Here is a 21,804-nt window from a genome sequence, read left to right on the forward strand (position 1 = left end):
GCTTGCGTGAACCGCGCGCGCAGGAGATGCGCTTGTCAGGAATGGTTCCAGCTGAAGATCCGCCTCGCTTGGACTGGAGCCGAGAGACATGTGCAGCCTGATCAGCTTGGGCTATTATCGTCCTAAAGAGACTTCGCCTGGCGTATCCACAATCGATCAAGGACGAAGGCGAAGCTGGAACCGTGACGATGACGCTCAATCTTGATCCTCTCTTGCAAATATTTTCGCAAAACGCCGCGGCGATCGCTTCCGCAAGCGACGAACGGAAAGCCGAATTGATCAAGGCGATGCTAGCCGTCTATCCCGATGACGTCGTAAATGCTGAAGAATGGCCGGATGCGCGTCAACTCGACGACGCGGCGATGGCTTTAGTGGGGGCCGCCATCCCGGCCGGCGTCGAGGGAGAGGCAAGCCGGCTGCTGGGTCGGTTGGCCCAATATCGTCACCATGCATGCGGCGCTCACGACGAGGCGCTGTCGTTCTTTGAAAAGTCGCTTGCCCTGGCGGAGCGAAGCTTTGGGAAAGAGCACATGGCGACGGCCGGCCTCTTTTCGGATTTCGCGGCGTTTTTGGTCGATATCGGCGGACGAGACAATCTCTGTCGCGCCCGAGACTTTCTCGACCGCGCGCTCGCGATCGACGAGAGGGCGCTCGGCCCAGACCATCCTTTGATCGCCGTTCGTCTGTCGAATCTCGCAATAGCGCTCCGCACGATCGGAGGAACGGCGAATCTCAGGCTTTCCAAGAATTATCTGTTGCGGGCGCTCGCAATCGACGAGAAGGCGCTTGGCGCAGGCCATCCTTCGATTGCGATTCGTCTTTCCAATCTGGCGAGCTTGCTGCACGAATTTGGAGGGGCGCAAAATCTTGATCTCGCCAGAGACTGCCTTTCGCGAGCGCTGGCGATCGAAGAAAGGGCGCTCGGCGCTGATCACCCGCATGTCGCCATTCGACTCTCGAGCGTCGCCGCCACTCTCAAGGCGTGCGGAGGGAAAGCCAATCTTGAATTGGCCAGGGAGCACCTTATTCGTGCGCTGGAAATTGACGAGACGGCGTATGGCGAGGAGCATCCTGTCGTCAGCATTCGCCTTTCGAATCTCGCCATGGCGCTCAGGGATCTTGGCGGTCGGGAAAATCTTGAACGCGCGGAACAATATCTGATCCGGGCGTTGGCGAACGACGAAAAGACGATCGCTCGCGACCATTCCGAACATGCGAAGCATCTCTCCAACCTCGCGCTTGTGCTCAAGGAACTCGGGGGAATCGAAAATTATCGGCGCGCTGAAGTTCTGGTGACCCAAGCGCTGGAGATCGACGAAAGATTGCTTGGCGTCGAGCATCCGCATATCGCCGCCGATCTTTGGTTGCGCGCGTCGATCCGACGCGCCGTCGGCGGCTCTGAAAGTCTCACCCTCGCGAAGAACGATCTTGTTCGCGCAGTAGCGACGCTTGGCGAGACGCTTGGACCGGAACATCCGACGACGCGTCGCATCGCGAGCGAAATCGACAATGTGGATGTCGGGCTCCGTCGAGATCGTTGTGGAGTCTGCGACTAGATCACGCCGATCGACGGTTTGAGAAGTGTGGAATTGGAGTGATTTGGAAATTGCTAAATTTCCAATCAACGCGGCTTGGCGTTGACGATATGACCGGCTTGCTTCAGCGTGCCGCTAAGGAACAAGCCGCGACAGTCGGCCGCTCATCGACTCGTCTAAAAAGGGAAAAGTTCGACATGTTCGGAATCGGGGACAAGTTGCCCGCGTTCAAGGTTACGGGAGTCAGGCCCGGCTTTAATGAAATCGAGGAAAATGGCGCGTCCGCCTTCGAGGTGATCGACGAGACGAGCTTTACCGGCAAATGGAAGGTGATCTTCTTCTATCCAAAGGACTTCACCTTCATTTGCCCGACCGAGATCGCCGAATTCGCACGCCTCTCCGAGGAATTTTCCAGACGCAACGCCATTGTTCTCGGCGGTTCAACCGATAACGAATTTGTCAAGCTTGCGTGGCGGCGGGATCATAAGCATCTCAACCGGCTCCCGATCTGGCAATTTGCCGACGCCGGCGGCGCCCTGGTGGATGGGCTGGGCGTGCGCGCGCCGACAGGCGTCGCTTACCGAGCGACTTTCATTGTCGATCCGAATAATGTGATACAGCATGTCTACGCGACCAATCTCGACGTCGGGCGCTCTCCGCAGGATACGCTCCGCGTGCTCGACGCGCTTCAGACCGGCGAGCTTTGCGCCTGCAACCGGCCGATCGGCGGCGAGGTTCTGAAGCCGGCGGCATGATGGGATGAGGAAAGCGGCGTCTGCGAGAGGCGGGCGCCGCTTCCAGCGCGCCTTCAGACTTAATCGTTTCCTTGGCGGGCTTTCTGCCGCGCAACGCGGCGCGTTCTTCGGAGCGCGGGAGCCGCTCGCGACGTTGCGTCGCCAACTTACGATTGTTATCGCAACGTAACGCCAGCCTGGCGCGCTGGGCGTCGCGGCGTGAAGATGGCGGAGCCATTGGTTACAAAAGCTTAATTTGCCGTTTTTAGGCGCAGACATACATCGGGCTCATCGCCAACCGGAATCCGAGGCTGCGTCTTGCGTAAACGACTCCTCACGATAATGTCCGCAGCGACTCTCGCTGCGGCGGGCCTGTCAGGGGCCGCCCTTGCCGACCCATCTGCAGCCGATCAGCCTGCTCAAGCCGGCGATCATGGTTTCTCTCCAGAAGACCGCGCGGCTTTCCTGGACGCCAGGGCGGCAGCCCTGAAAGCGGGATTGAAGCTTACTGCGGCGCAGGAAAAAACGTGGCCCGCCGTCGAAACCGCTTTGCGCGAAGTTTGGAAGGCTCGCGCAGATCGCGCCGCCGATTGGCGGGAAAAGTGGAAAGACATTCGCGAGCATCACAATGTCATTGAGGGTCTGCGGCTTCGAGCCCAGGGCCTCACTTCGCGGGGTGCGGAGCTGAGCAAACTCGCGGATGCCGCAAAACCGCTCTTCGACAGTCTCGATGATGCGCAGAAGCGCCGCCTCGGCGTTCTTCTCTTCCATGTGCTCATGAAGCCGGATGGGCGCGAGCATTGGGGATCGCGCGTCGGCCACTGACAAAGGCGGCGGCGGGGCATGAGCGGAAGACGTCAAGTCTCCTGTTGCGGGAACGCTTGCGGAGATCACGCCCGGCCAATGCCGCGGCGCCGAACAGGAACGCCCCGGGCGACGGCTTGTCGCAAAGTCCCCAACGTTCGCTTGTGGTCCTTTGCGCATGCGCAGCAAAATCCCGGCAGCCTGCCTGAGAGCAATGGCGGATATTTGGGTGAGCGGGTGACCATGAACGGCGCCAAAAGACGCGCGCGGCGAAAAAGACCTCGGGCGCCTATGCGTCCGGCCGCGCGCGCGGCCCGGTTAGCATCCCAAAATACAGCAGCGCGAAGAGCGCGTAAGCCAGACTCCACAGCCCAGCCGCTACCGCGAGGGAGACAAAATAATATTCGCCTGTAAAAGGCGCGCCGACGCGCAGCGCCGCCGCGAGCGTTACGGCGACGAAGATGGCCACCGTTCCACGATCGGCGATGAGCGCGCGCCCCGTATGGCCACGCGTCGCGCGGGTCATCACGGCGAGCGTCATTGTTCCGATGGCGCCGGCGGTAAGCGCGTGCAGAGGCGCGGTCGGGTCCGTAACGCTAAGAAATTCGTTCGCGCCCATAAGCAGCAGGCCAAGCGCAAGCCAGCCATAGCCCAGATGCAGCACGAACAGCAGAGGCTCCGCGCCCGTGCTGGCGCCACGCCAGCGCATGAGTCGCGCAAACAGCGCGGCGCCCGCGATAATCTGGAGGATGGCGGTCGGTCTCGTATCTGGGAACGTAACCCAGGCGATGAGCGCCAAGAGCGTTGTCGCGAGAGCGAAGCGGTCGAGCGCGCCGAAAGGAGCTGGTTCGACCGCGCCTGGCAGGGTTTTCGCCAGCCAGTTGCGGGTGAAGCTGGGTGTAATGCGCCCGCCAATGAGGGCGACGAGCATGGCGAGCGTGGCGACGCCTACCCGCGACCCGAGGACGCCCGTTGCGGCGAGGTTCATGGCGTCGAGGTGCGTGAGCATATTGCCGACAAAGAGAAACGCGAGAGCGGCCACCATGGGGAGGTTGCGCCAGTTCCGTCCAGTCACAATTTCGCGCGCGACGACGAGGAGAAACGAAGCCGGAAAAGCGAGATCGAGGGCCGCTACGAGGGGCGCCGGCGCACTTGCCGAGAAAAAGACGGCGATGCGGCCGAGAAACCATAGCGCGACAAGACCGGCGAGCGGCGCGCCTTGCAAGGGCATTCGCCCAGTCCAATTGGGAATGGCCGTGAGAAGAAATCCCGCCACCACCGCGCCTCCAAAACCGAAGGCCATCTCATGCGGGTGCCAGATGCTCGGCGAGAATCGCGTCGGCAGGTCGGCGGCCATCTCGAAATAGGCGATCGACAGCGGTAGGGCGACGGCGGCCCAAAGCGCGGCGGAGAGAAAGAAGGGACGAAACCCTGCCGAAAGGAAGGACGTCAGAAAAGTGTGGCTCTCCTGGGCGCGGTAGCGCGGAATAGGGGGCATGATACGCCTCTCTTGCGGTCATGGAGCATTGCAGAATGGCGCGCAACGGACCAAGCCGCAACAATGGACCGTAGCCTCAGAGCGTGGCGGCCCGTCGATCTCCTAGCCGGGCGAAATCAGAACGACGGGAGGAGCGTCTGTCCCAATGTCTCCGCTTGCGATCTTCGCCTTGGGAACTGCTGGTAAAAGCCGGGCGATGGGTTTGTTTGTTTCCACTAGACCAGAGCCCATCTCTATTCTTTGTTCATGCGTCTTGCGGTTTCGCTTTTGAGCCAGCGCCACAAGGCGACCGCGTGCGGTTTCGCCCATTCGAAGAAGGCTTTACCACATGTGGACAGAAGGCCTCCCGCCGTTTTCGCCAACTCAACCGCTCGGTCGAACCAAGGCAGCAACGGGCTGTCCGGCGGGATTTTTGCCCTCGCCCAGGCAACCCAATCGCTGACAATCTGCAAAGCAGCCCGCCCCAACACGCTCCAGGGATCCTCAACCGGCGCACGCTCGACGGCGTCGCGAAAGCGGGCGAATTCCGCGGCGATTGCCGCGCTCTTGCGCCGTTCTTCCTCTAGCTGGCTTGAAAGCTCTTTGGCATGCGCGGCTTCCTGTTCAGCGTGACGCTCGCTGTCTTTCGCTCTCTCGGCTTCGTGATGCTCTTCCAGTTGGGCTTCCGCAACCTCTCGAGCCGACTCGTCGGTTTGGAGCGCCATCGCCTCGAACTGGGATAGCACTTGATCTCGCTGCTCGGTCACCTCGCGTAAGAGCGCCAGCAATTCCTTGCGGGTGAGGCTGTCAAGCTCAATCCGCGCCGTGGCTTCGCGAGCGAAATCGTTGGTCAGCTCCGCCTCCATCGCTTGTGGGACCCGCAGTCTGCAAGTGCGGCCAAGGTTTTTAGATAAAGACGGAAGCGCCTTTTGCCACCCCCCGACGCCAGCCGGCTCTCGCCGCATGGCGGGGCCGCTCAGAGCCTTTGATTGGCTTCCCAAGCGTTAGATTTCGATCGCTGGAAGTCTCGCTTGTGCTGTTAGACGGAAAATCCAGGAGCGGCTTGTGAGCTAAGACCGCGGCAGGCGGGCGATTCATTTCGTAACGCGACTTTCCAATCGATCCGAAGCGCTATTTCTATTTCCTTATGAAACAAGTTCTTGGAGAATCCCGATGGCAAAGACTTCGGCGGCGGCTTCGGGTAAAATGCGGCTCCCAAAAAAGTCCTTAGCCGCGAAGCTGATAGATGCGCACCGCGTCTACGGGGGCGAAGACATTGGCGCCCCGCTTGCGCTGCGCATTGACCAGACGCTGACCCAGGACGCGACCGGCACCCTCGTCATGCTTTCGCTCGAAGCGATGCGGCTCGAGCGCGCCAAAACCGAAATCAGCGTGCAATATGTCGATCACAATCTACTCCAGATCGACAATCTCAACGCCGAGGATCATCTTTTTCTGGAAAGCGCCTGCCGGCGCTTCGGTCTGTGGTATTCGCGCCCCGGCAACGGCGTCAGCCATGTCGTGCATATGGAGCTTTTCGGTCAGCCCGGTAAATCGCTGCTCGGATCCGACAGTCACACGCCCGCCGCCGGCTCTCTTGGCATGCTCGCGATCGGCGCGGGCGGGCTCGACGTGGCGCTCGCGATTGCCGGCGAACCCTACGTCACCGAGACGCCCGCGATCTTCGGCGTCGAGCTGCGCGGCGCCCTGCCGTTCTGGGTCAGCGCCAAGGATGTGATCCTTGAAATGCTGCGCCGTCACGGCGTCCGCGGGGGTGTGGGAAAAATCATTGAATATTACGGGCCGGGCCTCGAGGGGCTCACCGCGATGGACCGGCACGTCATCGCCAATATGGGCGCCGAACTCGGCGCGACGACGTCCGTCTTTCCTTCGGACGAAAAGACGCGGGCTTTCATGAGCGCGCGCGGTCGCGACGCGGAATGGCGCCCTCTCGCGGCTGACGCCGGTTGCAGCTACGACCTCCATGACAGCGTCGACCTTTCAACCCTCGAGCCGCTGATCGCCTTGCCCTCGAGCCCGGGGAAGGTCGTTCCGGTCCGCGAAGTCGCGGGCGAGGAGATCGCGCAGGCCTATATTGGGTCATCCGCCAATCCCGGCTGGCGCGACTTCGCCATCTGCGCGGAAATGGTGCGCGGCAAGTCGGCGCCGGCAGCCATATCCTTCGACGTGAATCCCACTTCACGACAAGTGCTGCAAGCCCTGCTTGACGACGGTCGACTTGCCGCGCTTGTCGAGGCCGGCGCGCGAATTCATCAAACCGGATGCAACGGTTGCATCGGCATGGGGCAGGCGCCGGCCATCGGCCGCAACTCTCTGCGCACCACGCCGCGCAATTTCCCGGGGCGCTCCGGCACAGAGGAGGATTCCGTCTTTCTTTGCTCCCCCGAGACCGCCGCCGCTTCCGCACTCGCCGGCCGCGTCGCCGACCCGCGCAAGATCGGCATTCCCTATCCGGATCTGGCGGAGCCCACGCCGAGGTCAGAGTTCTTGCTGATGGAGCCGCCTCTACCGGCCGCCCAGGCGAAGCGCGTCGAGCTGGTGAAAGGATCCAATATCCGTTCCTTGCCTGACTTTGATCCGCTGCCGAATATGATCGGACTCGAAATCCTGCTGAAAATGGGGGACGACGTATCGACCGACGAAATTCTCCCGGCAGGCGCGAAGGTCCTGCCGTTCCGTTCCAATCTTCAGCGTATCTCCGATTTCGCCTTCGAGCGCATCGATCCGGACTATGCGCGCCACGCTCGCGCCCTTGGCGCCAAGGCTGGACACGCTGTCATCGGCGGAAGCAATTACGGCCAGGGGTCGTCACGCGAACATGCCGCCGCCGCGCCGCGCTATCTTGGTCTGCGGGTCGTCATCGCGAAAAGCTTCGCCCGCATTCATCGGCAGAATCTCGTCAATTATGGCGTGCTGCCGCTCGTCTTCGCACATGCGGAGGATTACGATCGGCTGGACATCGGCGACAGGCTGAATTGCGCGGATATACGCGACCAGCTCGCTCACGGTCCCGGGGTCGTGTTCAAGACCGGCAAAGCGGAGGTTCAAACCACGCATCAACTTAATGCAGATGAAATTGCGATCGTTCTCGACGGCGGCGTTATCACGCATCGCCGCCGTCTTGGCGGACCGGATCAACGTCGCTCGGCACAGGGAGGAGTTTGAAACGATTTTAGCCGTTTATGCGTCACGGGCGGTCAAGCCCACGTGACCTTGTGATAATCAAAGCCTTCCATCAGTTCAGGCTTCACCACGGCAAAAAACGGCGATAGGTCGAAATCTCGCGGCGTGTACAGCGAAGAATCTCGTATGTGCAGAATTTCACGGGTGACGTGACGCTGTGTCTTCGGATCGCTCGCCGTTACCAATTCAATCGTCGGAAGGATCGGGTACCGGATTGAATGGAAAGCCTCGGCAATCAGCGTCGAGCATATGGCGCGCGACGGCGCGCCCGAGCCGACGGCGATGAAACGCCGCCGCCATCTCGACGGGACCGGCGGCGTGGGCACGAGAAAGCGAAAAAGATCGAAGAGATTGCGTAAGTCGTATTTTGCGCCAACGCGCTCCGCGGCGAAGGCGATAAGCTGATGAAGATCGGAGTCGCTGAGATTCACCGACCGGCAGATCCGGATGTGATAATCGCGATATCTGGAAAGCGGCGAGGAGCGAACGCCGTCCGCGAGATCGGCTTCTACCAGGACATGCGGCTCGCCGTCAGCTTCCGCGCATCCGGCGAGCGGCCCGATGAACAGCGCGGCGTGAGACCATGTCGACTGCGTCAGATATTTGATTGGCTGAGAGATGCGGGAGCGCCCCTCGATGAGAAGGACGTCGCCCGGTCGCAGAAGCTCACGTAAGCGTTCGATCGGTTCAGGCGCGGTAAGCGGATGGGCTTCGACCTCGGTCGTCAAATAGCGTGCGATGGCCAGCCCGATGGCGTGAAGAAAAGCATTGAGGTTCATCGCCGGCGCGTCGCTCCTCCTGCGATCGGAATTCAAAACGCATCGCGCGGCGGCGCCGCGCTCGGATCGAACGCTGGAGGTCGTCCGACCGTTTTCGTGAGTGTATGCGTTAAATAGCGACGGCGACGGCGTCTTCAATTCGCGGGGGCCGCGCGCGCGACTTCCATATCGCCGGATGATGCACAAGAGGCGCGGTAAAAAGCCGTCAGCGAGGAATGCTTAACGGGGCGCGGTGGATCGGCCGTTTGGGCGTTTCCGAGATTCAATGACGGTCGCGACGCCTGGCTTTTCGTGGCCGGAGGCCGCGAGCCTCAGGCCTTCTCTGACACGCGCAAGCGCCTCGTCGGCTCGGCCGGCAGCGTAGACGGCGTGAGTAGAGTAGGAAAACTCGGGAGCTCCCGGCACGCGACGCAACCTTCCGTCATCGAGAAAAGGTTGCGCTGCGCCAATGCGGAAATAGCCAGAGCCGCCGACTGAAAGAAGGAAGGTCAAAGCAAGCGGTCCGAGCGAGACCGACGTAGCGGGACTGCCAAGCTCAGGGAAGGCCGCGTGATGATTGGCCTGGAAGGCGTCGCCCCAATCTACGAAAATGTAAGTGCCCGGATCGACGCTTCCGTCAGGCGAACTGGTTACCTGAACGAGTTTTTCTTCCATGAGCAGTTCGCAGACGAGGCTAGACCGTTGTGGCGGGCTATAGATGACCGCCAAGTCTAGAGATCCCTCTTCCACTCGTTCGACGAGGCGCGTCGCCGCATCGACTTCCGCTCTGACCGCAATCTCGGGACATTCGAGACGCATCCAAATCAGCCAATCGGCGAGCAAGGGATGCCAAAGGCTCAATTCGCCTCCGAGGGTGATTTTATCGGTTTTGTTGGCGGGCAAGGCGACCTGCTGTCGGGCCCTCTCCCATATCTGCAGGAGCGTCTCGGCGTAGCGCTTGAAGCGTTCGCCGGCGGGCGTCAGCCGGGCCCCAGCCTTGTTTCGAATGAACAACACCCGGTCGAGCTCCATTTCCAGGGTTCGAATTCGAGCGCTGACGGCGGTTTGGGTCAGGTGCAGGCGCTCGGCGGCCGCAATGAAGCTTCCGCTTTCAGTCACCGCCAGAAAGGTTCGAGCGAGGTTGATGTCCATGAGTTAATATGAATATGTTTGCTTCTAAATTCAATAAAACACATTTGTCTGTTCGTAAATCAAGTGAGAATCTGTCTCAGGAGCGGGACGCCGCGGGAGGGCCCCTGGCGTAGACAGAATTTGTGCGTGCGAACGACAGGTTGGAATTCTTGTCCCATCGATTGCCCTTTCTCGTGCGAGCCGGTCTTTTGGAGCGCGGATGATCGTTGACAACAGGCCGCTGCGCGGCTGGCGACTATGGTTGTTCACCGCCACGCTGGCGCTTGGCACCGTTGTCGTCCTTTCCAATATTCCCGGCTACACGATAACCGTGCCCTATGTGGCGGGCAGTCTTGGCGGGGTCACGCCGAGTTTCGGCACATGGGGCACGACAGACCATATGGTTGGCTTGGCGCTTGGCCTGCCGTTTGCGCGTTGGTTTGCCGGCCGCTTCGGCGACTATCGCGTCTATGTCGTCGCATTCCTGCTTTACGCCTGTACGGCATGGCTTTGCGCGGCGAGCGAAACCCTTTGGATGTTTCTGCCGGGCCGCATTTTGCTCGGCTTCGCGGGCGGCGTGACTCTTCCTCTCGCACAATCGCTGGCGCTTAGGGAATTTCCTGAGCGCCGACGCGCCTGGGCCGTCGGATTGTGGGGCGCGTTGAGCATGACGCCCTTCACGATCGGCGTTTTTCTTGGCGGATGGTTCGCCGAATTCCTGAGCTGGCGCTGGGTGTTCTACACCGACATCGTCGTTGGCGCGCTAGCGGCGGCTCTCGTCGGCGCGCTGCTCTACGGTCGAGGCTTCAATGTGAGAATCGTGCGGTTTGATTTCGTGGGCGTCGCGCTGCTCACCGCCATCGTTTACGGCGTTCAGACGGTGTTCAATATGGGTAACGATTTCGACTGGTTCGCCTCGCCGTTCCTGGCGACGACGCTGATCGTCGTCGAAATCGCTGTCCCGTTGTTCGTGATTTGGGAGTTCGGCGAGCGCAATCCCGTGCTGGACCTGCGCCTGTTCGGGCGCCGCAATTATGCGATTGCGACCTTTTGCTCAGTCTTCGGGTTTCTGATCATACAGGGGCTGCTGTCCGTGTTCGTCTTTCAGTTGCAATTGCTCATGGGCTATACGTCATCTCTTGCGGGAACGGTTTACCTGCTGATGTTCATCGTCGCGGGGCCCACCGTCGCCATTCTTCATGAACTCAACAAGACGGTCGACGTGCGGCTGATCTGCTTCTTCGATTTTGCCGGCCTGGCCGCGACTCTTACCTGGCTGGGGCTCTTTGACAGGCTTGCCTGGTTCGACCAGCTATCCTGGCCGATGCTGTCTTTCGGCTTTTTCATCGCCCTCTTTTTCGCGCCGCTTGCCAGCCTCGCCATGCACGGACTCTCGGGAGCGAAGCTTATTCGCGCCGCGGAAGAGCTGGCTTTTCTGCGCACCGTGGCGGGCTCCTACGGTATCTCGCTGCTCGCTGTCGTGCAGTTCCGCCGGCTGCCTTTCCATCAGCTCGATCTCGCCGATCATCTCGGCGGGCGGCGATTCGCTTCACTTGATCTTCTCGCGCAGACGGCTGCGAAACTCGAAGCTGCTGGCGTCAACTCGTCGACCGTGACGCGCCGGCTTGCAAATCTCATACGTGAGCAATCGGCGCTGCTTGCGCTGAACGACGCGTTTCTGGTCGGCGCTGTCGTCTTCGTGTTGCTGGGCGCCGTCATCTGGTTCGCGCATCCGACCCTGATCGCCTTCTGGCGGCGTGGGGATGCGGCGCACCTTCGGGCTGAGGAGCTCATGGAGTCGCCATGACGCGGATCTATCGCTATCCGCGGCCTGCATCGCGCGGTTCTACGGCTCACGCCGAAGCTAATACCGATGTTGAAGACAATTGGATTCAGTTTTGGCCCTCGGGGTAAGAACCTCGCCGCGAAATGCATCTAATGGGCGACGTCACGAGAAGGATGGTCGTGCGCGTCGGGATTATGCGTTCAACGTTTTGGCGATCAAGAATCGCGCCGTCGACCCCCTCTCGATGGCGTGATGCCGGGGGCGCGGCGTTTCTCGCGCCCCCGCGCTTCATCCGGCAGCGCGTCATTCTCTCCGACGCCCCCAATCACAATTCCATGATCGGGGGCGCGAAGCGGCCGGAGAGCGTTCTCGCGCTTCAGCGCTGCGCCGACGGCGCCTCGTCGCCGTGAAGGCGGAGATCTTTCGGGATGGGCGACATGCAATCGAGGGTTCGAGCGCTTCGTCGTCGTCGAATGGCCGCAGATAAAGTCCGCCGGTCCCCAGAGGATTCTTACTTCGAAGCCTCGGATTTTTTTTCGGCGAGAACGACTTCGAGGAGACCGAGATAGACCTCTTCGCACTCGGGGCACTGATGCATATGATGGCGCACCTCGGGAAAGCGCGCAGCGGCGTCCTCGCCTGCAGCCTCCAGCTCGGCATAGCGCGGCACTCGCTCGAAATAATCGCTGCACGACAGCTCCTCGCCGGCTTTCGCCGCGAAGATGGTATCGATCAGGCGTCCGAACTCTTTCTGTTTCATGCTGGATTCTCGTCGCTACCCATTAGACGCCGTGAAACGACGATTTCTTACCGTCTTCAAAATAGGGCCGTTCGGGCCGAGGCGGATCAAAAATGGCGATGAGCTCGCGATGTGTGACGCCCCTTGAGAGAAGGGCGGCCTGGAGCCGCTTGCGCGCATCGTGGATGAGCTTATAGAGGCTATTTCGATTGGTTCCCATCCATTCCGCGACAAAATCAAGCGGCATTTCCTGGAACGCGTGCGCGATCAACGCCTTGCGTTGTAGGGGGGTCAACGCGGTTTCGAGCAGCTCGCACAGTATCGCCCAAGCTTGTTGTTGCTCGAGACTTCGCTCGGGCTCGGGATTGTCGATCGGCCAATGCGGCATGGCGTCGCCAAGGCGCGCCGCGTCGATCGCCGTTGCTCGCCAACGGCGCCGCCGCAGTTCATTAAGGGTGACGCGGATAGCGATAGAATAGGCCCATGTCGTAAACTGGCTGTCGCCGCGGAACTGATCCAGCTTGGCCTGAACGAGGAGCGTGGACTCTTGCGCGCAGTCTTCCGCCAGATCCTCATAGTCATCGTTAAGGCGGGCGATGTCGGCCTTGCTTTTACGGGACAGGAAACTGGAAATCGCGCGGCGCAACAATTCTCGCAGCTCCTTGACGGCGTTCTCCTGGCTTTGCCCCGACTGGCGCAGAGCCGCTAGCCACTCAGTGTTGGATCTTGTGGCCACCGACGCCCCTGAATTTGACGATTAGCGACACGCTCGGTTCCTCGTAAGCGATCGACGGAGCCAAAGAACGCCATCGATGATCTGCCGCAATTTACAAAGCTCAACCGGGCGGGCGCAAGTCTCCTGCATCGGGCTTGCGGACTGTGGGTTCGACCCGAATCTTTCAGGGAGATCAGCCAAGGAGATCAGCGCTCGCCGGCGTCGCCGCTACAGCGCGCGGGTTCGATCTTCTTGTCCGGAAACATAAACCTCGACGCCGTCGCAAAGATAGGAAAATTGGCCTCACGTGTCGAACGTGGTCCCCGCAGCAGCGGAAGCGGCGACTGCGCGGGACTCGTCGGTGCGTTTGATTTCTCGCTTGCCGCTCTCCAGTCCGACCCGCCAGGTCAAGCCATCGGGACGCCGCGATTCCACTGTGATTTGAATGCGGGGGCGCGAGAAGCTCTCGCGCCCCCTCCATCGCGCCATCGTTAGGAAACCGGGGTCGATGGCGAGATGTTTCTGTACGGGGACATTAGATGTAAATCTTAAAATGCCCCGACTCTGTTTTAGCCGAACACCGCTTGTCGCTTGTTCTCAAAGCAACCGATGCGCTACGGCGCCGCGAACAAAAACGCCACCGGGCCAGCCAAACCGCCAAGCACGAAAAGAAGCCCTCGCAACTGCTGGTTCTCAATCGGGAGCAAACCTTGTCCTTCTTCTCTCTGCCCCAGATATCCGGAATAGCTAGCGGTTGATTGGCCGTCCTGCGTGGCGGATGAGACCGCCGATGCGTGCGAACGAGCGCGTTCCGCGGCGTCGTGCCGGGGCAGGGCCACGGCGAGTTGCATTGTGCTCGTTACGATCAAGAGCGCGAGAAAATATTTCATCGATGAGCCTCCTTTGACTTTGTTCGAGGACGGTTGGTAATTCCGTTCCCGAACTCGCTGTCATATCCAGCTCCACTTCATGATTGCGCATTAGCGTAATCTCTAACCCGTGCGAAGTTCTATGAAGGCGGTTAGATTGTCTTCCCGTGAAGCTATCCGTTAGATGCATTTCTTGTTAGCGTTCTTACCCCAGGCGCGAGATTTTTTGGACCGCCAAGGCAGTCTCGTCGAGCCATTGCAAAAGGTCGCCAACTCTATCTTCCGCAGCCGCGGAACAACCGAAACGGTTGTCCTTGACGAGAAAAATTGGTGTGCTCAAACAAAGCGGCAGACGCGGACGGTTGTTCGTCACAGTGTCGCCGAATGCGACGAAGAAGAAAAAGAGAAAGCGCCGGTTCGACGATCGAAGTCGGCGCTTCGTTATCACATTAGATGAGCGGGACTTCCGAATCGAATTAGAGGAGCGGACCTTCCGAAATTGAACGCAGCGCAAGGCCCAAGGCCACGATTGACAAGCCCTTGAATAGCAGATCCACGCCGATAAAAGTCCCGATCACCCAATTCCCCGTAAACGGCCAGCCGATGAGTAAAAGCGCGCCGAGGAGCAGGCTCACTGCGCCCTGCAAAAGATAAATCCACAAATTGTCGAGATGCGAGGACAAGGCGAAGCCAATCGTCGCCAAGCCGCTGACAAGAAAATAGAAAGCGAGCACTAATGTGATCGCCTGGGCGCCGGCCAGCGGACGCATGAACAGCATCACGCCGACGATGCCGACGAGAACGGCCCACAAGACGTGAACGAAGAATCCGGACCAGAGGCCCGCGACCGAGAAATCAAAAATCAGAACCGCTAAGGCTGAGGTGGTGAGAAGAATTCCAAAGAAAACGACTGCAATTTGAGTCGCGGCTCTCGCGCGGATGATCGCGAGGAGTCCAATAGCGCCGATTGCAATTCCAAGGGCAAGAGCCCAACCCCAATGAACGGCAAGGACGTCAGGCGCTTCGGCGACAAAAATATCGAATGGCTTCGTCATGTGAACCTCCAGAACGACGATGGCGTCCCCTTCCTATCAGCGCGCTACCGTAACGCCCACCCCTGCGGCGGCCATGGGCAACCACGGCGCCGCTCTTCCTTCCTAAATTCTGGCTGAGAATCTGGAGTCGGAAGGAGAGCGACGATGACGATCGAAATCCGTCGGATTTAATATTGTCGCGCTCCAGCTTTGCGTTGCAGCCGCAACGCCCACGTCGATTTTCCAAAGAGAGGCGCATCGGACGGGAAGCCTGCTCGCTGACGGCATGGCTGCATGACGGACCAAAGCAAGCTGGCTTATCGTCGATTCTCATCGAGAAGCGGTTAGCCAATGCGGTGAAGACGATGCCGAGCAAGACCGACGTCGTGAGGAGGCTTGTCGTCGCTTGATGGGCGTTTCGAACGCCGCGCCGAAATCGATTCTGGCGAACCGTCGCTCTCGGGCGCAAAAAGCCAAGCGCAGCCGCTTCAAATGCTCGGGGGCAGGTTAAACCGATCTACAAAAAGCATGCCTCACCGGCGCTGAATGACAGTCATAATATTAGGCGGAGCCCTGGAGGGGCTCCGCCGTTCACATTGCGGCGAGATGAATCAATCGCCCCTTTGTTCTTTGGTCAACTGTTTCAGCCAACCTTCGACCTCTCCGTCCAATTTGCCGGATCCGGCCAGTTTGAGCGTCGGCGCCAGCATTCCGCGTTCGACGATCGGCAGCGGCAAGACGCCCTGTCCGCCCATGCCGTTATTCGCCGTGATTTGACCGTCCTTCGAATCCGCGAGCAGAATGCGGCCGGCAATCTCCAGCTTGTCCATATCAATGACGATCAGATCGTTGGCGAATTTGCTCGCCACGTAAGCATAGTAACCGCCTCCCTTCTTGTGCCCGAAGTTGACGCCATGACAGCCCGCTTCGCAGGGAAGGCTTTTTACCACCTTATCTGTCTTCACATCGACGATCGTGACCGTCGCGCTGAGCGTATTGGCCGTTACGACATATTTTCCGTCGGGACTGACGGGCGTCTGGATTGGAAGCAAGCCATAAGCCTCGCCCTTATGCGCGCCGCTGATCGGGTCGTAATCGGCGGCGAGATCGATGTCCTTGACCTTCTTTTTGTTGTCGATGTCGATGACGGTCAGGGAAGAGAGCATGGCGGGCGGCGTTCCGAGCAGATTGGCGGCGTAGCCCTTATGGTTCATGTCGCTCCAGATCGCGATCGGAATAACGCCGCCGGTCGGAATTTCCGTCGCCTTCTCGGTGTCGAGGTCGACAACGGTGACGCTTCCCGCCAGAGCGTTCGGCGTCATCATATATTTGCCGTCGTCGGTAAGGTGATGGCCATGTGGACCGGAATGCGGACCGACATTGATGTTGCCGATCGCTGATGGAGATGCGCCGGACGAGAGCTTCAACACGCGATCCTCGCCGTTGATCGCCACGTAGAGCAAGCCGGTCGTCGGACGGGTCATGACATGCGACGGATTTTGTCCGACGACCTGCGCGCCGAGAACCTTGCCGGTCAACCGGTCAAAAGTGGTAAGCCGCTTGTCGAACCACTCGGTCTGATAAATCCATTTATACGCCGGATCGGCCCACATATTGTGAGGGTTGTTCATATTCTGCTCGACGCCCTTGACCTTTTTCTTGAGCGTCCAGTTCGTTGCGTCGATTTGTGTCGCGGTTCCGAATTTGGTCTTGCCGCTCACGCCTTCGAACTGCGTATTGACCCAGACTTCGCCGACGCCGGGGGTCGCAGGCGTTGACAACGCATTGGGCGCAGAGACGTCGAGAGCGCTCAGATTGATCTTCGTCCCCCCGAGATTCACGTCGAGAGCGGGAAGTTTCACCTCCCACTTGGGTTGCCGATAGTCGCGCCAAAGGGAAGGAGTGGTGGCGACAAAGAAAGTGCGCAGCAGCTTTTTGGCGACGTCGCTTGTCGTTGGAATTTTCGCGCCGGTCACAAGCTGCAATTCGCCGCCGATGTCGAGCCCTTCCGTGTTCGGATCGTCGACGACCACGGCGCCGAACATATAAGGATGAACCTTGCAGGTGAAGACATAAAGCCCCGGTTTGTCGAAAGTCTGCGTGACGCTGGCATTCGACGGCCTCTCCTGATCAACCGGGAATTTATCCGCGCCCGGCTGCCACGCCAGACTCGTTATGGTGTGATCCGTGTTGGTTTCGGTCATCTTGATGAGCACGGCCTCGCCTGGCTTCACCACGACGAGAGAGGCGCCGCTTTTCGGATCCTTGAACCATTTGCCGGGCTCATCGGTCATTTCCAGAACGGCCGACGGCAGGACGCCGGCTCGGCTGATGATCACATCGTCGTCTTTCGCCCGCGCAGGCAAGGATGCGACAGCTGACGCCGTAGCGACAAGCGTGATTAGGAATGCTCGGTTCATGCGCCTACCTCCCGTTAGATTATCGATCATTCGACGACACGAAAATCGCCCATCATTCCCGACTGCATATGCTGGATGACATGACAGTGGTAATGCCATTCGCCCGGCCCCACGCCTTCGCCCGCCTTCAGGATGAAAGAGGTGCGGCTGATGGGCCCGATATTCACCGTGTCGATTCCGGCGGTCGTTCCGGGCTCGATCCAGCGATGGCCGTGAAGGTGGAAAGTGTGGAAGGCGGTGCCCATGCCAATCACGTGGAAGCGGACTTTTTCGCCCATGCGCGCGCCGACGGTCGGGTTGCTCCATAACGGAATCTCTTTGCCGCCCTCGACAATGTGATTGAGCTCCTGACCCCAGAACGTCGTCTCATGCATCCAAAGGATAAACTCGCGCTTCACGTCCTTGAGATCGACGTCGACGATTTTTCCATCGATGAGCGCCGGAATCTTTCCGCTCGCCGGATTAATAATGAGCGCGCCGTATAGACCCTTGTCCTCGGCGCCGAGCATGGGATTGCCGAACGCATGGTCGTGATAGGGCCAAGTGCCGGCCGTGCCGGGCGCCGCTGTCCATTTATAAGTATAGGGCTTTTCAGGAAAGGCGGCTTCGTCGGCGACGCCGTTCAGCATCTTCATCGTGCCGTCGCTGTCGATTTTATAGTGAACGCCGTGGACGTGTATGCTGACGGGCTGAGTCGAGTCGGCGATCCCGTGCTGCAGCGTCACTTCGGCGGTGTCGCCCTCCGTGATTACCAAAGTGGGACCCGGAATGGTTGGACCCTTGGCGTAACGCGCGGTGATGTCGCGCTCCTGCCCATCGGCCGCCTTCATTCTGTGGCTGACCATTTCATAAGCTAACTGGCCGGACGGCAGTGAACTCGCCTTGAGCGTAATCAAGTGATGGTAGCCGGCCAAAGCGCTGTTCGCCGCCAGCAAACCGCCCGGAGCGATAAGGGACAACGCGAAAGCCAGCCAACGGCTCAGCCGCGCAGGGGATATTGTCATCACATCATTTCTCCCTCGGGCTGAAAGCCGGCCGCGAGGCGTCGCGATCACGGCGATCGCGAGCTGGCCGGCTTGTCCCGATACGATTTAGATGCGATGGCTCCGCAAAGTCTTACTTCACCGTCAACAGAATTTCCTTTGCTCACGGGATTGAGAGGGGCGTAGCGCCTGCTTGAGGAACTCGCTTGTGGCGCTGCGCGCATCACGGATGGGCTTGTGGAGGCTGTTAGGCATGGCTGCGAGGCGTGAGGACCATCTCCGTGAGTCGCGCGCCTCCTGCCTCCAGATCACGCTGCGTTTATCGGTGGCCGCCTGTCGCCAGCGACGACGCTGCACTTTCCGGGCGCTCTCGGATTGCAAGGCGAAGGAGCCGCTCGTCCGCTTCGGCAAATGATGCGGCTTTCGTGATCCGGCCTTTCTTCGAGGCGGCGGCGCCTCGGCGCGTCCGCTTCGCATTGCCGAAAACGGGCCGAATGATGCCGAGTCTGTGTCGCCCTGTTTGTTTTGACAAGTTAGCTTTCTATTGGTTGACGGCCGACAGCGAGATGGCGATCAGACCGCAGCGCATTAAAGCAATGGGTCCAGTATCATGACAGGCTTACGTCTTTTCGTGCTCGCTTTAGGCCTGCTGTTCCTCCAGGGCGCCTACGCAGGCAAGACGGCGTTACTCCCGAGGAATTGTCCGAATACGGAACTCGAAAAGCCGTTCCCGAATTGGGAGAATCGGCCATTTGTCGGCGTCAGATGTCGCAGGATTAGCGAATGGCGGTTCGGCGATGAGCGCGACTTCGAAACGCTTCCAAGAAGCGACTACTGATCGCTTGATCGGAGGATCGTCATTCCTGGCGGGCGACAAACGCCTGCTCGACTCAGGTGGGGCGTAGCCGGCGCCTTTTCGTTTCTTTCGGACTTTCGCCGAACAGATTTTTATAATATGCCGCGAATCGCGAAGGCGACGAAAAGCCCAGATCCAAGGAAAGCTCCAAGACGCTTATATTTTCTGCTTCCCTGTTCAGTCGATCGCGCGCGACGAATAGCCTCTCGCGCCTTTGCCATTCTATCGGCGAGCAGCCAAATTTTCTGCGAAAGGCATATTGGAGCCCCCGAGCTGAAAATCCGCTGATATCCTCCATTTCCGATTTCGTTAGAGGCTTGTCGAAACTGTTTCGTATGGCCTCGCAGACAGCGTCAATGGCGCTTGCGGCTGAACGTTCAAGAAGATGGTCAGGCTCGTCGCCGTACAGGATTTCAGGTTTCATCCAACACGCGAGCTGGCGATAAAACCAGTCGTCGAACCCAACCTTCTCCAAAAATATTCTGCTGACGCCGGGCGCGTTTATATAGGCGCACAGATGGTGAAACACCGACATAAAATTCAGTGAACCCGTCTGCAGATCGAGAATTTGCACTTCCTCGTCGCGGAGGCTCCGCTTGTCGGAGCTCATTTCGCCGAGCATCCTCGATATGGTTTTTTTCAGTCTGTCGGAATCGATCTGAGCGATTAACACGGATCTGGTTTGCGCGGCGCCGTATCTGTAGAAGCAGTCTGAAAGCAATAACGCCCGACCTGTCGCACCCCATTCATATTGGCGCGCGCCAATCTGCAGAGCCGTGTTGCCGTAGAAAGGCACGAGCAAGTAACATTGCTTCGGCGTCTTTATGCCAAGTCTCATAGGGCTTGAGGCGGCGGCATTGAGTTCAAGTCCGTTAATCTGCAAGGTCGCAATCTTGTGCTCGAACGGCGCTTCCGCGAGAGCGGGTTCGTAAATTTCGATGCCTCCAAGCACTCGACCCGCCGCTGCGGCGGCATGATACGGATCTACGGCATGTGTCGCGCGATCCTCCCCGAAAGCGAGCGGCGGCAGGGTACGGGACTTTGCCGATCTCCGCATTCCCAGCCCTTTCAAGTGTTGGAACTTTGCAGAAGATAATCAAAACACGGACAGGAAACAATCGTTCGGTCGCGAAGATCGCGAAGAACCTCGAAGCCTGTCGTCTATCTGGTTCTCCACTTTATTTCATGAAATGCAGGATTGGCTGGAAAAAGCATTTCGTCATACATATGGATCTATTCTTCGCCGAAATTGCACCTTGCCATGCCGAAATCGTGTCGTTTCCTTTCTTCGCTTCAAAATCGTTTCGCGGGTAGATCGTTTGAGGCGGACGGGACGCTGCTGGATCGCCGGCCATGCCAATGCTGGTCGCATTGCCGATTGCTAGACGCCGTGGGACAGAGGACTCCTCCCACTCTCAATATACGGGCTTTCGCGCCGGGGCGTATCGAAAATGGCGATGAGTTCGCGGTGCGTTACGCCCTTCGCCAAGAGGGCCGCTTTCAGCCGTTTGCGCGCGTCGTGGATGATCTTATAAAGGTTGTTTCGATTGGTCCCCAACCATTCGGCGACGAGATCCAGTGGCATGTTCTGGAACGCATGTGCGATGAGCGCCTTGCGTTGCAATGGGGTCAGCGAGGTTTCGATCAGATCGGTCAGCATCGCCCAGGCCTGTTGTTGCTCCAGGCTACGCTCTGGCCCCGGATTGTCGATCGGCCAATAGGGCGCGGCCTCGCCGAGCTGCGCCTCGGCGATTGCCGCCATCTGCCAACGGCGTCGCCGTAACTCGCCGAGAGTTACTCGGATAGCAATTGAATAGGCCCATGTGGTGAATTGGCTGTCGCCACGGAATTGGTCGACCTTGGATTGAATAAGGAGAACGGATTCTTGCGCGCAATCCTCCGCCAGATCCTCATATCCTAAATCCGTTACGCCGATATCGGAAAATCTTCTGCGCGAGAGAAAAGCCGAGATGGCGCGCCGCAACAATTGCCGAAGCTCCTTTACGGCTGCCTCCTGACTTTTTCCTTTCTCGCGGAGGGAGTTCAGCCACTCCGCATTGGATCTTGTCGTCACCGACGCCCCCGTACTGGATTAGTCAGTCGTCAAGCTTCTTCATGCCGCAGAGCGCAAAGGCGCCGACGCCGCTCACGAGGCATGCGATAAGCCAAGTCGGAAGCTTTAACAGAGTCGGGCGAGGCGTTTTCAAAGCATCCACTCATTCGGCCTAATCCCGTGGGGATCAATATTCCAATCATGCTTCAACCGATTACAATCCGAGGCTCGCCACGCGACGCCTGGGTGCGTTGATCGCGCGTAGCGGACTCAACGCGCACAGGACAATCGGGTCTCGCCCTCATGCTGTGGAGGCTTCCGTAGGGGTCGCCCCGAAGCGCGGGGGCGAGTTCGATAAGGAAACTTCCACTTGATCGTCCTGCGGTGTGCCGTACTTCTTATTTACGAGTTTGAAATACCGTGTTGGCGGTGTCAATACGAAGCTCGCAAATTCCACCGACTCCGGGCCTTGTGCGCTCTGGTTTATAAGCGGACCGGCTACGATCAGCGACGGTGTTGCAGATAATGGGCCAGCTATCTTGACGCCGGCAAGACATAATAGGTGTTTTATTTACTTAAATAAGCGCGCAAGCCCGGAGCGCCAATCATTGCGACGGAAGGCCGTCAGGACTTTGCCATGACCCTTCCGCCGCGAGCTTGACCTGGAGGCCGCCGTCGGTTCGCCGCCTAAATCGGCGGCTGCAAC

17 protein-coding genes and 1 pseudogene are annotated in these 21,804 nt (G+C 59.3%); 6 read left to right on the top strand and 12 right to left on the bottom strand.

Annotated features, from left to right (window positions below; translation table 11 throughout):
* Positions 1-188: 188 nt before the first annotated feature.
* The 3 genes from ACNHKD_RS05975 to ACNHKD_RS05985 all read left to right on the top strand — a co-directional run bounded on the left by ACNHKD_RS05975 (position 189) and on the right by ACNHKD_RS05985 (position 3,094).
* Entirely contained in the window at positions 189-1,556 is a 1,368-nt protein-coding gene (locus tag ACNHKD_RS05975) for a tetratricopeptide repeat protein (RefSeq protein ID WP_442756162.1), read from the top strand.
* 176 nt (positions 1,557-1,732) lie between these two features.
* Entirely contained in the window at positions 1,733-2,290 is a 558-nt protein-coding gene (locus ACNHKD_RS05980; RefSeq protein WP_442756163.1) for a peroxiredoxin, read from the top strand.
* Positions 2,291-2,611: 321 nt separating this feature from the next.
* A complete protein-coding gene (locus tag ACNHKD_RS05985) occupies positions 2,612-3,094 on the top strand; it encodes a Spy/CpxP family protein refolding chaperone (RefSeq protein ID WP_442756164.1) in 483 nt (160 codons plus the stop codon).
* A 268-nt stretch (positions 3,095-3,362) separates the two neighbouring features.
* On the opposite strand, the gene ACNHKD_RS05990 is transcribed toward ACNHKD_RS05985, so the two are convergent.
* Entirely contained in the window at positions 3,363-4,571 is a 1,209-nt protein-coding gene (locus ACNHKD_RS05990; protein ID WP_442756165.1) for an NnrS family protein, read from the bottom strand.
* A gap of 233 nt (positions 4,572-4,804) precedes the next feature.
* Positions 4,805-5,416, bottom strand: a complete 612-nt coding sequence (locus tag ACNHKD_RS05995; protein WP_442756166.1) for a hypothetical protein — start codon at positions 5,414-5,416, stop codon at positions 4,805-4,807.
* A gap of 307 nt (positions 5,417-5,723) precedes the next feature.
* Here ACNHKD_RS05995 and ACNHKD_RS06000 point away from each other — a divergent pair, with 307 nt between their 5' ends.
* Positions 5,724-7,736: an aconitate hydratase gene (locus tag ACNHKD_RS06000; RefSeq protein WP_442756167.1), complete on the top strand. Its 2,013-nt coding sequence runs from the start codon at positions 5,724-5,726 to the stop codon at positions 7,734-7,736.
* Between the two features lie 32 nt (positions 7,737-7,768).
* On the opposite strand, the gene ACNHKD_RS06005 is transcribed toward ACNHKD_RS06000, so the two are convergent.
* Both ACNHKD_RS06005 and ACNHKD_RS06010 read right to left on the bottom strand, forming a co-directional pair.
* Complete coding sequence (locus ACNHKD_RS06005; RefSeq protein WP_442756168.1) at positions 7,769-8,533, bottom strand: YiiX/YebB-like N1pC/P60 family cysteine hydrolase; 765 nt, start codon at positions 8,531-8,533, stop codon at positions 7,769-7,771.
* A gap of 219 nt (positions 8,534-8,752) precedes the next feature.
* Positions 8,753-9,664 carry a LysR family transcriptional regulator gene (locus ACNHKD_RS06010; RefSeq protein WP_442756169.1) on the bottom strand — a complete coding sequence of 304 codons (912 nt, stop codon included), beginning with the start codon at positions 9,662-9,664 and terminating at the stop codon, positions 8,753-8,755.
* A 199-nt stretch (positions 9,665-9,863) separates the two neighbouring features.
* Here ACNHKD_RS06010 and ACNHKD_RS06015 point away from each other — a divergent pair, with 199 nt between their 5' ends.
* Positions 9,864-11,450 (top strand): DHA2 family efflux MFS transporter permease subunit, encoded by a 1,587-nt coding sequence (locus ACNHKD_RS06015; protein WP_442756170.1) that lies wholly within the window; start codon positions 9,864-9,866, stop codon positions 11,448-11,450.
* 490 nt (positions 11,451-11,940) lie between these two features.
* Here ACNHKD_RS06015 and ACNHKD_RS06020 read toward each other — a convergent pair whose 3' ends face one another.
* The 4 genes from ACNHKD_RS06020 to ACNHKD_RS06035 form a co-directional block, all read right to left on the bottom strand.
* Entirely contained in the window at positions 11,941-12,189 is a 249-nt protein-coding gene (locus ACNHKD_RS06020; RefSeq protein WP_442756171.1) for a hypothetical protein, read from the bottom strand.
* Between the two features lie 22 nt (positions 12,190-12,211).
* Positions 12,212-12,817, bottom strand: a complete 606-nt coding sequence (locus ACNHKD_RS06025) for an RNA polymerase sigma factor (protein WP_442756172.1) — start codon at positions 12,815-12,817, stop codon at positions 12,212-12,214.
* 680 nt (positions 12,818-13,497) lie between these two features.
* Positions 13,498-13,773 (bottom strand): hypothetical protein, encoded by a 276-nt coding sequence (locus ACNHKD_RS06030; RefSeq protein ID WP_442756173.1) that lies wholly within the window; start codon positions 13,771-13,773, stop codon positions 13,498-13,500.
* A gap of 455 nt (positions 13,774-14,228) precedes the next feature.
* Positions 14,229-14,807 (bottom strand): HdeD family acid-resistance protein, encoded by a 579-nt coding sequence (locus ACNHKD_RS06035; RefSeq protein WP_442756174.1) that lies wholly within the window; start codon positions 14,805-14,807, stop codon positions 14,229-14,231.
* Between the two features lie 233 nt (positions 14,808-15,040).
* Between ACNHKD_RS06035 and ACNHKD_RS06040 the strand changes: the two are divergent.
* Positions 15,041-15,169, top strand: a pseudogene (locus ACNHKD_RS06040) (IS110 family transposase); the annotation flags it as partial.
* 228 nt (positions 15,170-15,397) lie between these two features.
* Here the strand turns inward: ACNHKD_RS06040 and ACNHKD_RS06045 are convergent.
* The 4 genes from ACNHKD_RS06045 to ACNHKD_RS06060 all read right to left on the bottom strand — a co-directional run bounded on the left by ACNHKD_RS06045 (position 15,398) and on the right by ACNHKD_RS06060 (position 21,032).
* Entirely contained in the window at positions 15,398-17,206 is a 1,809-nt protein-coding gene (locus tag ACNHKD_RS06045) for a hypothetical protein (RefSeq protein WP_442756175.1), read from the bottom strand.
* A gap of 26 nt (positions 17,207-17,232) precedes the next feature.
* Positions 17,233-18,210, bottom strand: coding sequence for a multicopper oxidase domain-containing protein (locus ACNHKD_RS06050; RefSeq protein WP_442756176.1), 978 nt, complete (start codon positions 18,208-18,210; stop codon positions 17,233-17,235).
* 869 nt (positions 18,211-19,079) lie between these two features.
* On the bottom strand, positions 19,080-20,102 hold the full coding sequence (locus tag ACNHKD_RS06055) for a helix-turn-helix domain-containing protein (protein WP_442756177.1): 1,023 nt from the start codon (positions 20,100-20,102) through the stop codon (positions 19,080-19,082).
* 324 nt (positions 20,103-20,426) lie between these two features.
* Entirely contained in the window at positions 20,427-21,032 is a 606-nt protein-coding gene (locus ACNHKD_RS06060) for an RNA polymerase sigma factor (RefSeq protein ID WP_442756178.1), read from the bottom strand.
* Positions 21,033-21,804: the final 772 nt, after the last annotated feature.

Source organism: Methylocystis sp. JAN1, from assembly GCF_052186135.1.
In the GTDB taxonomy this organism is placed as follows: domain Bacteria; phylum Pseudomonadota; class Alphaproteobacteria; order Rhizobiales; family Beijerinckiaceae; genus Methylocystis.

Excerpts from the sequence above, each read along its gene's own strand:
- ACNHKD_RS05975 (WP_442756162.1), top strand. The coding sequence starts at position 189 with ATGACGCTCAATCTTGATCCTCTCTTGCAAATATTTTCGCAAAACGCC.
- ACNHKD_RS06015 (WP_442756170.1), top strand. The coding sequence starts at position 9,864 with ATGATCGTTGACAACAGGCCGCTGCGCGGCTGGCGACTATGGTTGTTC.
- ACNHKD_RS06000 (WP_442756167.1), top strand. The coding sequence starts at position 5,724 with ATGGCAAAGACTTCGGCGGCGGCTTCGGGTAAAATGCGGCTCCCAAAA.
- ACNHKD_RS05990 (WP_442756165.1), bottom strand. The coding sequence starts at position 4,571 with ATGCCCCCTATTCCGCGCTACCGCGCCCAGGAGAGCCACACTTTTCTG.
- ACNHKD_RS05980 (WP_442756163.1), top strand. The coding sequence starts at position 1,733 with ATGTTCGGAATCGGGGACAAGTTGCCCGCGTTCAAGGTTACGGGAGTC.
- ACNHKD_RS06035 (WP_442756174.1), bottom strand. The coding sequence starts at position 14,807 with ATGACGAAGCCATTCGATATTTTTGTCGCCGAAGCGCCTGACGTCCTT.
- ACNHKD_RS06050 (WP_442756176.1), bottom strand. The coding sequence starts at position 18,210 with ATGACAATATCCCCTGCGCGGCTGAGCCGTTGGCTGGCTTTCGCGTTG.
- ACNHKD_RS06055 (WP_442756177.1), bottom strand. The coding sequence starts at position 20,102 with ATGCGGAGATCGGCAAAGTCCCGTACCCTGCCGCCGCTCGCTTTCGGG.
- ACNHKD_RS05995 (WP_442756166.1), bottom strand. The coding sequence starts at position 5,416 with ATGGAGGCGGAGCTGACCAACGATTTCGCTCGCGAAGCCACGGCGCGG.
- ACNHKD_RS06030 (WP_442756173.1), bottom strand. The coding sequence starts at position 13,773 with ATGAAATATTTTCTCGCGCTCTTGATCGTAACGAGCACAATGCAACTC.
- ACNHKD_RS05985 (WP_442756164.1), top strand. The coding sequence starts at position 2,612 with ATGTCCGCAGCGACTCTCGCTGCGGCGGGCCTGTCAGGGGCCGCCCTT.
- ACNHKD_RS06020 (WP_442756171.1), bottom strand. The coding sequence starts at position 12,189 with ATGAAACAGAAAGAGTTCGGACGCCTGATCGATACCATCTTCGCGGCG.
- ACNHKD_RS06010 (WP_442756169.1), bottom strand. The coding sequence starts at position 9,664 with ATGGACATCAACCTCGCTCGAACCTTTCTGGCGGTGACTGAAAGCGGA.
- ACNHKD_RS06005 (WP_442756168.1), bottom strand. The coding sequence starts at position 8,533 with ATGAACCTCAATGCTTTTCTTCACGCCATCGGGCTGGCCATCGCACGC.
- ACNHKD_RS06045 (WP_442756175.1), bottom strand. The coding sequence starts at position 17,206 with ATGAACCGAGCATTCCTAATCACGCTTGTCGCTACGGCGTCAGCTGTC.